The organism is Cellulosimicrobium cellulans (assembly GCF_016907755.1).
Classification (GTDB): Bacteria; Actinomycetota; Actinomycetes; order Actinomycetales; family Cellulomonadaceae; genus Cellulosimicrobium; species Cellulosimicrobium cellulans_D.
Genome location: NZ_JAFBCN010000001.1, coordinates 3,704,638 through 3,717,771, shown reverse-complemented (window position 1 = coordinate 3,717,771; position 13,134 = coordinate 3,704,638). Strand labels below are relative to the sequence as shown.

Genomic DNA, 13,134 nt, shown 5'->3' with positions numbered 1-13,134 from the left:
CGACGACGGCCCGCGCGACCCGGAAGGGCCGTGCGGGCCGTCGTCGTGCCCGGGGCGCTCCGCTCAGGGTGCACGGCGCTCTGGGTGCACGCTGCTTCAGGTACGCGGTGCGCTCGGGTGCTCGGCGCCCGCCGGCTGGCGCCTATCCTGTCCGCCATGGCGTGGTCGGTCTGGACGACCCTGGCGGCCGCCGGGGTGCTCATCTCGCTCACGCCGGGCGCGGGAGCGGTCAACACGATGGCCAACTCGATCGGCGTCGGGTGGGCGCGCTCCATCTGGGGGATCCTCGGCCAGCAGCTGGCCCTCGTCGCGCACGTCGCGATCGTGGCGGCCGGCGTCGGCGTGCTCGTCGCGGGCTCGCCCGTCCTGTTCGACGTCGTCAGGTACGGCGGCGCCGCCTACCTCGTCTACCTCGGGATCCGGCAGTGGCGGTCGCGTCCGAGCGGCGACGACGGCGAGGCCGTCGCGCGCGGACCGGAGTCGCGGTGGTCCATGGTCCGGCGCGGGCTCCTCGTCAACCTCACGAACCCGAAGGCGATCGTCTTCTTCCTCGCGTTCATCCCGCAGTTCGTCCGGCCGGACCGGCCGCTGCTGCCGCAGTACGTCGTGCTCGGGGTGACGGTCGTCGTGATCGACGTGCTCGTCATGTGGTTCTTCTTCGCGACCGCGGCCACGGGGCTGCGGCGACTGACCCGCAGCCCGCGCGGGCAGCGCACCGCCAACCGGCTCTTCGGCGGCCTCTTCGTCGGGGTCGGCGTCCTGCTCGCCGCCGTCCACTGAGCGCGGCTCGGACAGGGGCAGAAGGACGCCCCCGCCGCCCGGACGGGCGGCGGGGGCGTCGTTCGTCGGTGACGACGTGCGGGAAGGTCGGACGCTACCCGCAGGTCGTGGCGTCGTACGGCGCGTCGAGCGTCGTGGTGCCGTCGCCCGCGGTGACGGTGACGGTCGCGGTTCCCGCCGGTAACGCCGTCGCCCGCGACGCGAACGACTGGTAGGCGCTCACGCCGGGCGCCACGGCCGAATACGTCCTGCTGCCGTACGGCGTGGTGAGGGAGATGCCGACCGGTTTGCCGCCGGCGTTCGTCGCCCGGACCGCGACGTACGCCTTCCCGGCGAGACAGCGCGCCGACGCCTCGACCGAGACCGCCGGGCCGCCGTCGCGCGACTGCGCGAAGAGCCAGTCCAGGACGACCGGGTTCGCGTAGGTCGGGATCCACGACGAGTGCGGGTACGCGAGCCGGTCCGGGGTGCCCGTCGTGCCCGGGGTGTACGCGGTGTGGAGCACCTCGCTGCCCGTGGCGCGCGCCTCGTCCCACAGTGCCTGCGCCCGCGCCGCCGCAGCGTCGCGCGGGAGGTTGCCCGCCCACTCGCCGCGCGTCACGACGGCGCCCGCGCGCTCGAGGCCGTCGAGGGCCGTGAGCGTGAGGGCGTACGGCGCCGTCGGGTCGTCGATCGCGTGATGTACCCAGACCGGCAGGTCGGTGATCCGCGCCGTGAGCTCGGCCGACTCGCCACCCGCGACGAGCAGCGCTCCCGCGAACAGGCCGCCGTCCTCGGCGAGCAGCGGCCAGCTCGCGCGCGAGCCGCGCGAGAGCCCGGTGAGGTACACGCGGTCGGGGTCGACCGGGTAGCGGCCGACCATGTCCTCGACCATCCCGACGAGCGCCTCGCGCCCGGAGGGCGTGAGCCAGTCCTGGTCGGGGGCGCGCTGCGGGGACAGGACGAACGCCGGGTCGCTCGCCTGCCGCTCGGGCGCGGCGAACGCGACCGAGAGCTGGTTGCCGAGGAGCTGGACGGCGTTGTCGGTGCCGGTCTCGCCCGTGCCGTGGAGCGTGAGCACGAGCGGGTAGAGCGTGTCGTCGTCCGGAGCCTCGCGGTACGCGCGCGGTGTGAAGAGCCGGTACCGGAACGCGTCGCCCGGCCCGTCCCACACCCCGGCCTCGTACTCGTCGACGACGGGCGTGTCGACCGCCGTCGACGCGACCGGGCCGTCGGACGCGGGCACGGTCGTCCCGCCGACGCGCACGTCGGCGACCTGCGTCACCGAGTACGCGGCGGCCAGGTCGTAGGTCTGCGTCGTCCCGGAGTAGAACGTCCCGGCCGCGTTGGCGTCGGACGTGTCGAGCTCCAGGACGACCCACTCGCCCGGCGCGGACTCCTGCCCGGGTGAGCCGGCGCCGTCGGGCCCTGCTGCCGTGTGAGCCCGGACCACGGTGCGCGGGCCGTCCGACGACGTGTCCGGCGTCGGGCCGTCGAGGTCCGCCCGGACGGCGAACGCCGCCGGGTCGAGCTCGCCCGCGGGCAGCGGCGTGGAGTAGCGCACCGCGAGCGCGGCCACCTCGTACCCGTGCGGGTTCACGACGCCGACGACGCGGGCGTCCGTGGCCGTGGGCGTCGCCGTGTTGTCGCGCGTCGCGAACCGCGGCAGCCCCGCGGCGCCGATGCTGTGCTCGTAGAACGTCGCCATGGCCTGCGGCGTGTTGTAGTTCCACGTCCGCACGCCCCACGGCATGGCGAGCGACCAGTCGGGCTGCGCCGCGATCTCGTCCTGCGTCGGGAAGACGAACGTCTCGCCGACGATCATCGGCTTGTCGTCGCGCTGCGCGACGCGCTGCGCCTGTTCGTAGTGCCGAGGCGCGTAGCCCTCGACGTCGTAGAAGTCGACGGACAGCACGTCGTAGTAGTCCGCACCGGGGCTGAAGCTCGACCAGTCGTTGGCGTCGTACTCGGGCAGTCCGCCCTCGAGACCCTCGTAGCGGTCGAACTTGGGGTCGCCGTCGGCGAAGCCGTAGTCGTCGGGCAGGTCCTGGACGTTCCAGACCCACACGATGTTCGACAACCCCTTCTCCTGCTCCAGGTAGTCGTGGACCATCCGGTACAGGCCGGCGCTGCCGTCGAGCCCCGGCCGCCCGCCCCACCAGAACACGTGCTGGTTCATCTCGTGGAACGGACGCAGCATGACCGTCACGCCCGCGTCCTCGAGCGGCTGGAGCAGGCGCGCGTACTCGTCCAGGCGCAGCTTCCAGTTCTCGTTGAGCGGCGAGCCGTCCCTGAGCAGCTCGTCCCACTGGTCCTCGTAGAGGAACGAGTAGATCCGGTTGGGGCTCGGGAGCGTCTCGTGCGCCTGGTCGCCGCCCCAGTTGCCTTGCGCCTCCTGGGCCACGGTGTACTGCGGGGGCGAGACGTGGAACATGATCTGCACGAGGTTGCCGGCGTCCCACTGACGGCGGACCTCGTCGATCATGTTCTGCCGGTACGGGACCGTCTGGCCGGTGAGGAAGTCCGCGCTGTACAGCGCCGGGTAGACGCCGAACTCGTTCGCGACACGCTGGTGCAGCACGTCGTTCGCCGCGGGGTTGGCGTACGACTGGTCGTGGTGCATCGCGGAGAGCATCCCGGTGCCGGTGATCGCGTCGAGGTAGTCGACGACGTCGACCGGCGCGGGCAGGTCGGTCACCTCGATCTCGAGGTGCGTGCCGACGTCGACGGCGAACGTCGTGCCCGCGCCGCCGTCCTCGGCCGGGACGAAGAGGCGCACCTGGTGGACGTCGACGCCGACCGCACCCTCGCCGCGGAAGTCGCCCTTGGGCTCGGGGCGGGTCGCGTCGCGCAGGACCGTCTGGTCGTCGGAGGTCCACGTCGCCTGGACGACCCGTGCGCCGTCGGGCACGACGGCGTGCTCGGCGAGCAGCGAGAGGAGGTTCCCGGCGCCGTCCGTGCGGAGCTCGGTGACGGGGAACGTCACCTCCGGGACCGGTGGTGCGACGTCGAACAGCAGGTCGATCTCGTCGACCACGATGGTGCCTCCTGTCCCCGCCCCGACCTGGTTGACGTAGAGCGCGAACGAGGCGATCCCGCTCGTGCGCAGGGTCCCGGTGCCGGACTTGGGGCGGAAGTCCTCGACCGGGACGTGCACGCGCTGCGGCGCGGTGGACGCCGCGTCGAAGCCCGCGACGTCGTTCAGGTGCGCCTCGAACGACGCGCCGTCGGAGAGCTGCAGCAGCACGTCCTGCCCGGGCGTGCCGTTCGCGATCCACAGCTCGACCGCCCGCAGTCCCGGCCAGTAGCCGTCGACCGCGCGCGAGCGACCGGAGTAGCCGTTGGTGAACGCGTAGTCGAACCGCATCGCCGTCCCGAGGTCCTCGCCCTCGGCGTCGAACGGCGAGTCGACGAGCGTCGCCGTGTTCGTCCCGCCGTTCGTGTTGCGGGGGTACAGCGACGACAGCGCGGAATCGCCCGCATAGCCGTCGAAGTCGTCGAGACTCACCACGACGGGCTCGTCGTCGGGCGGGTCGGCGGCGGTGGACCCCGCTGCCGGACCGGGAGAGGACCACGCGGGCGTCGCCGCGAGCGCCAACGTCGCGAGGAGCGACAGCACCGCGGCCGCGGCTGTGGTGCTCCGACGTATGTGTCGTCGGGACATGGGAGGACTCCTTCGTCCGGTGAGAGATGCGCTGACCCAGCGGACGCTAGGGCTTGCTCGCTGCACATGTCAACGTTGACATGGCTCTTTCGTCGACCGAGGACATTTGGCGGAGAGGTAGGACCGGCGGCGTCGAGCCTTCCGCTTGACAACGTCGACAATGACTGTTGCGAGCGAGAACCCCGGCCACGCGACCACGGCTCTCCCTCGCGCGGGCGGGGCGCTACCGCGGGGGGCGCTCGCCGGAGCCGCGGGGGACGAGGTGGGTGGGGATGCGGACGTGGACCGGCGCGCCCTGCGGGTCGTCGAGCCGTTCGAGGACGCGGCGTGCGGCGGCGCGACCGATCTCGCGGGTGTCGTAGGCGACGACGCTGAAACCGAGCGCGTCGGCGAGGTCGAAGTCGTCGAACCCGACGTACGCCAGGTCGTCGCGCGCGGGGCCGAGCGCGCGGACGAGCGCCGCGCTCGCGCGGTTGTTGCCGGTGACGATCGCGGTCGGGGGGTCAGGCTGGGCGAGCACGTCCAGCACCGCGGCCTCGGTGCTGCGTCCGCCGGCGTCGTCGAGTCGTTCCCACGCGGACGTGTCCGTGACGCCGACCTCGCCGAGCGCCTCCCGGTAGCCGGCGAGGCGTTCGGCGTGCGTGTACAGATTCGCCGGGCTGCACACGAACGCGACGCGGCGGTGGCCGAGCCGCGTGAGCGCCCGGACCGCCTCCGCCGTGCCCTCCCGGTTGTCGAGGACGACCGAGTCGGCGAGGAGGTTGTGCGCCGGACGGTCGATCGTCACGACGGGTGTGCCGAGCCGCCGCTCGCTCTCGAGGTAGGACTGGTCCCGCGCGATGGGGACGAGCACGAGCGCGCGCACGCGCTGGGCGAGCAGCGTGCCGGCGACGCGCTCCTCCTCGGCGGGGTCGTCCTCGGTCGCGGTGAGCACCATGGTCAGACCGTGCTGCGCGAGCTCGCGCTCCATGCCGGCGGCGACCTGGAAGTAGAACGGGTTGGTGAGGTCGCCGAGCACGAACCCCACGGCGGACGAGACCCCGCCGTGGCGGAGGTCGCGCGCAAGAAGGTTGGGCCGGAAGCTCAGGCGCGCGGCGGCCTCCTCGATACGGCGCCGGGTGTCGGGGGAGACGTTGGTGCTGCCGTCGTAGACGCGAGAGACGGTCTTGGCGCTCACCCCGGCGAGCCGCGCGACGTCGGCCAGAGTGGCTCGTTGCTGCGGCTTCTGCACGGGCCGACCCTAGCAGCGGCGACGGGGACGGTGGCCGGGCGCTGCGGTGTCCGGTCGGTCGCCGCGGAGGCGTGCCGAGGTTCGGCAGTTGACAGGTGAAGCGCTTCAGTGCAGCGTGTGGGCGACGGCACGGGGGCCGTCTCGACGACGAGGAGAGCGCACCATGGCCCGGATCACGATCGCGGACATCGCCCGGCGGGCAGGCGTGTCCACGGGTGCGGTGTCGTACGCGTTGAACAACCGGCCGGGGGTGTCGGCCGAGACCCGGTCGCGGATCCTCGGTGTCGCCGCGGAGCTGGGCTGGGAGCCGAGCTCGGCCGCGCGCTCGCTCTCGGGGGCACGCACGGAGACCGTGGGCCTGGTGCTCGCGCGCGACCCGAGCACGCTCGGCTTCGAGTCCTTCTACATGCAGTTCATCGCGGGCATCGAGTCCGAGCTCGCGGCGCGGTCGTACGGCCTGCTCCTCCAGGTGGTCCCCGATCTCGACGCGGAGCTGCGCGCCTACCGCAAGTGGCGGGCCGCGCGCCGGGTCGACGGCGTCGTGACCGTGGACCTCCGCCTCGACGACCCGCGCGTGGCCTGGCTGTCCGAGCCGGACACGATCCCGGCCGTCGTCGTGGGCGACCCGGCGCTCGCCGGCGACCTCACGAACGTGTGGACCGACGACGCCTCGGCCATGCGCGAGTCGGTCCGCTACCTGCACGCCGTGGGTCACCGGCGCATCGCGCGCGTCGCGGGGGTCACGAGCTTCGGGCACACGCACATCCGCGACGAGGCGTTCCGCGAGGAGGTGGCGCGGCTCGGCGTGCACGGGGAGATCGGGCGGACCGACTACACGGCCGACCAGGGGGCGAGCGCCACGCGCACGCTCCTCACGGGACCGGAACGGCCGACGGCGATCATCTACGACAACGACGTCATGGCCCTCGCGGGTCTCGGCGTGGCGAGCGAGCTCGGCGTCCGTGTGCCGTCGGACCTGTCGATCATCGCCTGGGACGACTCCCCGCTCTGCCAGGCGACGTACCCCCGGCTGTCGGCACTGAGCCACGACGTGACGAGCTTCGGCGCCCACGTCGCGAGGCGGTTGTTCGACCGCATCGACGGCAGGACGGGCGGGAGCTTCCTGGACTCCACGCCGACGCTGCGCCCCCGGGGCACGACCGCGCGTCGCGTCGAGAGCTGACACCGGGCCGGGCGCCAGGCCCGCGCGGACGGGGCCGTCCGAGGGGTCCGGCGCGCCGGGGTGCACGCTCTCGTCGTCGTGACCGAACCGTGACCGCGTGTCGTTGACTTACGGCAACTTAACCGCTTCACTCGTCCTCATCGACATCGGAACTGATCATCCGGTGCACCGGACAGCCGAACGGCTTAAGCGCTGTATCCGCATCGGGGCGGCGCGCACTGTCAACGACGACGAGAATGAGGGATCGAGATGGCGAAGAGGCGCATCCTTGCCGCGAGCACGGCCGCGGCCGTGGTGCTCGTGCTGGGAGCATGCTCCGGCGGCTCCACCGGCGGGGGCGACGGGGACGGCGACGGTCCGTCGGGGACGATCACCGTCCTGACGAACCGCACGGACATCGTCGACACCGTGCTCCAGGACTACGTGACCGAGTTCCAGAAGACCTACCCGGACGTCGACGTCGAGTTCGAGGCGGTGACGGACTACGAGGGCGACGTCTCGATCCGCCTCAACTCCGGCGACTACGGCGACGTCCTGCTCATCCCGAACACCGTCGACGCGGACCAGCTCTCGACCTTCTTCGAGCCCCTCGGGACGGTCGACGAGCTCGGCGAGGAGTACCGCTTCATCCACGACAAGGCGTACGAGGGCCAGGTCTACGGGCTCGCGACGTTCGGGACCGCGATGGGCTACGTGCTCAACAAGCCGGTGTGGGAGAAGGCGGGCATCACCGAGCCGCCGGCGACGCCCGAGGAGTTCCTCGACGCGCTGCAGGCGATCAAGGACAGCTCGCCCGACACCGTCCCGTACTACACGAACTACGCGGACGGCTGGCCGCTCACGCAGTGGCAGTCCAACCAGGGCTCGATCGACGGCCCCGAGGCCGTGAACCTGCGCACCGAGCAGGACGCGCCGTGGACCGAGGGCGAGGAGCAGTACGCGATCGACTCCCTCCTCTACGACGTCGTCGAGGCCGGCCTCTCCGAGCCCGACCCGACCACGACGAACTGGGAGGAGTCCAAGAACCTCGTCGGCACCGGCCAGGTCGCGAGCATGGTGCTCGGTTCGTGGGCCGTGACGCAGATGCAGGACGCCGCGGAGGCGGCGGGCAACCCGCGCGAGGACATCGGGTTCTGGCCGATGCCGTGGCAGACGGACGGCGCGTTCCACTCGACGGTCGGGGCGGACTACAAGCTCGCGATCTCGAAGCACTCGGAGAACAAGGAGGCCGCCGAGGCGTGGCTGTACTGGTTCCTCGACGAGTCGGGCTTCGCCGCGAGCCAGGGCGGGCTCGCGCCGCAGGTGGGCGGGGAGTCGCCGGAGATCCTCGCCGACTTCGAGACGTTCGGCGTCGAGGAGGTCGAGATCGCCCCGGCGCCGGAGGGTGAGGAGAACCTCCTGGCCGACATCTACAACGCCGCAGAGATCGACCTGAACGGCGACCAGTTCCGGCGCCAGTACATCGACGTCGCGCGCGGCGCGGCGGACGGCGACAAGGCGTCGTTCTTCGCCGACCTCAACGACCGCTGGGCGACGGCCCGCGCCGAGGTCGTCGGCTGACGAGGCGGGGGGCCGCGCGCCCGACGGTGCGCGGCCGCCCCGCCCGGGGCGCGACCGCCCCCGGCAAAGCCTCGCCGGCCCCCGGCGAGCGACGACCCAGCAAGCACGAACGAAGGAGGCGACTGCGATGGCCGCGGTCACCGGACCGGCCGGTGCGCTCCGAGCGACGCGCCCGGCACGCCTGAGGGGACGACGTCGTCCCGCCCCGGGCGGGGGAGCGACCAAGGGCGGGTGGCGGGTCACGCCCTGGCTCTTCCTGCTCGTCCCCGTGGGCATGCTGCTGCTCTTCACCTACGTCCCCGTGGCGAACATGGTGTGGTACAGCTTCACGTCCTGGGACGGGCTCGACCCTGTCAAGGAGCCCGTCGGCTGGAAGAACTACGTCGAGATCTTCACGCGCCCCGAGATCTTCCGCGTGTTCCTCGTGAGCCTGTACTACCTCGTGGGCGCCGCCGTTCAGCTCGTCCTCGCGCTGTACTTCGCGACGATCCTCAGCTTCAGCACGCGGTTCCGGAACTGGTTCAAGGGGATCCTCTTCTTCCCCTACCTCATCAACGGGGTCGCGATCGGGCTCGTCTTCCTCTACTTCTTCCGGCCCGGCGGGACGCTCGACGCGTTCCTCGCCGCGTTCGGCCTCACGGAGCCACCGCTGTGGCTGGGCGACCCGTCGCTCGTCAACGTCTCGCTCGCCGCGACGAGCGTGTGGCGCTACATGGGCTTGAACTTCGTGCTCTTCCTCGGGGCGATCCAGTCGATCCCGAACGAGCTCTACGAGGCGGCCGACCTCGACGGCGCGAACGCGTGGCAGAAGTTCCGCTTCATCATCGCCCCCGGGATCCGCCAGATCATCGGGCTGTCGGTGATCCTCGCGGTGTCGGGCGCGCTGTCGGTGTTCGAGATGCCCTTCATCATGACGGGCGGCGCGAACGGGTCGGAGACGTTCGTCATCCAGACCGTCAACACGGCCTTCACGTTCTCGAAGGTGGGTCTCGCGTCCGCGATGGCGGTCGTCCTGCTGATCATCGTCCTGCTCATCTCGTGGGTGCAGCGACGCATCGTCCCCGACGAGAGAGGTGACCTCGTATGAGCGCCGCACCGCTGCGCACGTCCGCCGCGACGGACGACGGCGCCCGGACGCCGGACGCGCCCCTGCCGCGTCGCGACGTCGGCGACGCGCCGGCCCGGCCGCTCCCCGCGCCGTCGGCCACCGATCGCGTCCGCGCCGGGTGGGCGCGCTGGACGCGCGGGGCGAGCCCGGTCCTCGGCCCCCTCGGCACGACGCTCAAGTACGCCTCGCTGGTCGCGGCGTGCCTGGTCGCGGTCGTGCCGCTCGTGACGGTCTTCATGGCGTCGTTCAAGACGCAGGCCGAGTTCCGGGAGACCGGCCCGCTCGACCCGCCGTCGAGCTGGACGAACCTCGACAACTTCGTCACGGCCTTCACGCGCGGGGGCATGCTCCAGGGGTTCGTCAACACGACGATCATCCTCGTGGTGGCTCTCACCGGGACGATCCTCATCGGCACGATGGCCGCCTACGCGATCGACCGCTTCACGTTCCGGGGCCAGCGGCTCGTCGTCGGGGCGTTCCTGCTCGCGACGCTCGTGCCCGGGGTCACGACGCAGGTCGCGACGTTCCAGATCGTCAGCGGCCTGGGCCTGTTCAACACCCGGTGGGCCGCGATCGTCCTGTTCATGGGCACCGACATCATCTCGATCTACATCTTCCTGCAGTTCATGAAGTCGATCCCGCGGTCGCTCGACGAGGCGGCCATGCTCGACGGCGCCAACCGTCTGACGATCTACGCGCGCATCGTCTTCCCGCTGCTCAAGCCCGCGATCGCGACCGTGATCATCATCAAGGGGATCGCGATCTACAACGAGTTCTACCTGCCCTGGCTCTACATGCCGAAGCGGGACCTCGGCGTCATCTCGACGTCGCTGTTCCGCTTCAAGGGACCCTTCGGCGCACAGTGGGAGGTGATCTCCGCCGGGACGGTGCTCGTCATCGTCCCGACGCTGGTCGCGTTCCTGCTGCTGCAGCGCTACATCTACAACGGACTGACCTCAGGAGCCACCAAGTGACGAGCACGACCGCCCCGACGCCGACCGCACCCGCCGTGCCGGCGCCCGACCCCGCGCACCTGGTCCGGCGTGAGCTCCACGCGGGCTGGACGGCGCGCGCCGTCGCGGGGACCGTTCCCGCGCACGTCGCGGGCGTGGAGTTCCCGGCCACGGTCCCCGGCAGCGCCCACACCGACCTGCTCGCTGCGGGGCTGATCCCCGACCCCTACCTCGACGACCACGAGAACCTCGTCGCCTGGGTGGGGCGCTGCGACTGGGAGTACCGGACGACGTTCGCGTGGTCCGCGTCCGACGCACCCGGTCTGGACCGGCACGACCTCGCCTTCGACGGGCTCGACACCGTCGCGACGGTGTCGCTCAACGGCACGCGCATCCTGAGCACGCGCAACCAGTTCCGCACGTTCCGCGTCGCCGTGGCGGACCTGCTGCGCGAGGGCGAGAACGAGCTCGTCGTCCGGTTCGCGTCCCCCGTGCGGTACGCCGACCGCGAGTCCCTCGCGCTCGGCTACCGCCCGCAGGTCAACAAGCACCCGTACAACGCGATCCGCAAGTCCGCGTGCAGCTTCGGGTGGGACTGGGGGATCGACGCGCCGTCGGTGGGGCTGTGGAAGCCGGTGCGCCTCGAGTCGTGGTCCACCGCGCGGGTCGCGTCCGTGCGCCCGCTCGTCTCGGTGGACCTGCCGCACGACGCGTCCTCCCGCGCGGGTCACCTCGCCACGGCGCCGGGCAGGGTCGCGGTGCACGTCGACGTCGAGCGCGCGCCGCTCGACCCGAGCGGCGCCGGCACCGCGGGCGACGGACCGCTCGCCGTGCGCGTCGCGCTGCGCGGCCCCTCGGGCCGCCACGACGCGGAGGTGGTGCTCCCTGCGGGCGCGACGACCGCCGTCGTGCCGGTGGAGATCCCGGACGCCGCGCTGTGGTGGCCGCGCGGGTACGGGGAGCAGCCGCTGTACGACGTCGAGGTGGAGCTCGCCGCGGGCGACGCCGCGATCGACGGGTGGACCGGGCGCACGGGGTTCCGCGACGCGCGGCTCGACCTCACGCCGGACGAGCACGGGACGTCGTTCACGGTCGTGGTCAACGGGCGCGCGGTGTGGGTCAAGGGTGCGAACTGGATCCCCGACGACGTGTTCGTGCACCGCGTGACGCGCGAGCGGTACGCCGCCCGGCTCGACCAGGCGGAGCTCGCGAACATGAACCTCCTGCGCGTGTGGGGCGGCGGCATCTACGAGGCCGACGACTTCTACGACCTGTGCGACGAGCGCGGCATCCTCACGTGGCAGGACTTCGCGTTCGCGTGCGCCGCGTACTCCGAGGACGAGCCGCTGCGCTCGGAGGTCGAGGCCGAGGCGCGCGACAACGTCACGCGCCTGGCACCGCACCCGAGCCTCGTCGTGTGGAACGGGAGCAACGAGAACATCTGGGGCTTCGGCGCGTGGGGCTGGGAGCTGCGGCTCGAGGGCAAGTCGTGGGGACTGGGGTACTACACCGAGCTGCTCCCGGGCGTGCTCGCCGAGCTCGACGGGACGCGCCCGTACACGCCGTCGAGCCCGTGGTCGGGGAGCCTCGACGTGCACCCCAACGACCCCGACCACGGGTCGATGCACTCGTGGGAGCTGTGGAACCGGCAGGACTGGCCGCGCTACCGCGACGACGTGCCGCGCTTCATGGCGGAGTTCGGCTGGCAGGGCCCGCCCACGTGGTCGACGCTCACGCGCGCGATCAGCGACGACCCGCTCACGCCCGAGTCGCCCGGCATGCTCGTGCACCAGAAGGCCGCGCAGGGCAACGACAAGCTCACCGACGGCCTGGTGCGGCACGTGCCGCTGCCGGACGACATGGACGACTGGCACTGGGCGATGTCGTGGAACCAGGCGGTCGCCGTGCGGGTCGCGGTCGAGCACCTGCGCTCGTGGGCGCCCCGGACGATGGGGTCGGTCGTGTGGCAGCTCAACGACTGCTGGCCCGTGACGTCGTGGGCCGCGGTCGACGGCGACGGGCGCGCGAAGCCGCTCCTGCACGCCCTCGCGCACGCGCACGCCGACCGGCTGCTCACCATCCAGCCCCGGTCGGCCGACGGCGGCGTCGCGTCGGGCGACCGTTCCGACCGGCTCGTGGTCGTGGTGTCCAACGACACGGACGAGGGGTGGTCGGGCGACGTCGTCGTGCGACGGCTGTCGTTCGAGGGCACGGAGCTCGCGGTCGCGAAGGTGCCCGTCGCGCTCGGCACGCGCACCTCGACGAGCGTCGAGGTGCCGCAGGACGTCGCGGCTCCGGGCGACGCGGCGAGCGAGGTGCTCGTCGCGACGCTCGGCACCGGGCGAGCCGTGTGGTGGTTCGCGGAGCCGCGCGACGCGTCGTTCGCCCCGCCGCGGCTCGTCACCGAGGTGCACCGTGAGCCCGGCGCGTGGGCCGTGCGCGTCACGGCCGAGAACCTCGTGCGCGACCTCGCGCTGCTCGCCGACAAGGTCCACCCGGACCTGCGCGCGGACGACATGCTCGTCACGCTCCTGCCCGGCGAGTCCGTGACGTTCCACGTCGCGGGGCCCGAGGCGGCGCTCGCGGGCGTCGAGCCCGGCGCGCTCGTCGCGCCGCGCGTGCTGCGCTCGACGAACCAGCTCGTCACCGGCCGCGGTCGGCGCTGACCCCGTCCTC

At 72.2% G+C, this 13,134-nt stretch carries 8 protein-coding genes; 6 read left to right on the top strand and 2 right to left on the bottom strand.

The features are described 5' to 3' along the window. Positions 1-156: 156 nt before the first annotated feature. On the top strand, positions 157-780 hold the full coding sequence (locus tag JOE63_RS16155; protein ID WP_204542593.1) for a LysE family transporter: 624 nt from the start codon (positions 157-159) through the stop codon (positions 778-780). A 94-nt stretch (positions 781-874) separates the two neighbouring features. Here the strand turns inward: JOE63_RS16155 and JOE63_RS16150 are convergent, their stop codons facing one another. Both JOE63_RS16150 and JOE63_RS16145 read right to left on the bottom strand, forming a co-directional pair. Beyond that, positions 875-4,423 (bottom strand): glycosyl hydrolase, encoded by a 3,549-nt coding sequence (locus tag JOE63_RS16150; protein ID WP_204542592.1) that lies wholly within the window; start codon positions 4,421-4,423, stop codon positions 875-877. 223 nt (positions 4,424-4,646) lie between these two features. Then, positions 4,647-5,654 (bottom strand): LacI family DNA-binding transcriptional regulator, encoded by a 1,008-nt coding sequence (locus tag JOE63_RS16145; protein ID WP_204542591.1) that lies wholly within the window; start codon positions 5,652-5,654, stop codon positions 4,647-4,649. A gap of 163 nt (positions 5,655-5,817) precedes the next feature. Between JOE63_RS16145 and JOE63_RS16140 the strand changes: the two genes are divergently transcribed. The 5 genes from JOE63_RS16140 to JOE63_RS16120 all read left to right on the top strand — a co-directional run bounded on the left by JOE63_RS16140 (position 5,818) and on the right by JOE63_RS16120 (position 13,124). Continuing rightward, positions 5,818-6,837 carry a LacI family DNA-binding transcriptional regulator gene (locus JOE63_RS16140; RefSeq protein ID WP_239576726.1) on the top strand — a complete coding sequence of 340 codons (1,020 nt, stop codon included), beginning with the start codon at positions 5,818-5,820 and terminating at the stop codon, positions 6,835-6,837. Between the two features lie 249 nt (positions 6,838-7,086). Beyond that, on the top strand, positions 7,087-8,397 hold the full coding sequence (locus JOE63_RS16135) for an ABC transporter substrate-binding protein (protein ID WP_204542590.1): 1,311 nt from the start codon (positions 7,087-7,089) through the stop codon (positions 8,395-8,397). A 127-nt stretch (positions 8,398-8,524) separates the two neighbouring features. Then, complete coding sequence (locus JOE63_RS16130) at positions 8,525-9,484, top strand: carbohydrate ABC transporter permease (RefSeq protein ID WP_204542589.1); 960 nt, start codon at positions 8,525-8,527, stop codon at positions 9,482-9,484. Beyond that, positions 9,481-10,479, top strand: a complete 999-nt coding sequence (locus tag JOE63_RS16125; RefSeq protein WP_204542588.1) for a carbohydrate ABC transporter permease — start codon at positions 9,481-9,483, stop codon at positions 10,477-10,479. Before JOE63_RS16130 ends, JOE63_RS16125 begins: the two co-directional genes overlap by 4 nt. After that, a complete protein-coding gene (locus JOE63_RS16120) occupies positions 10,476-13,124 on the top strand; it encodes a glycoside hydrolase family 2 protein (protein WP_307840161.1) in 2,649 nt (882 codons plus the stop codon). Before JOE63_RS16125 ends, JOE63_RS16120 begins: the two co-directional genes overlap by 4 nt. Positions 13,125-13,134: the final 10 nt, after the last annotated feature.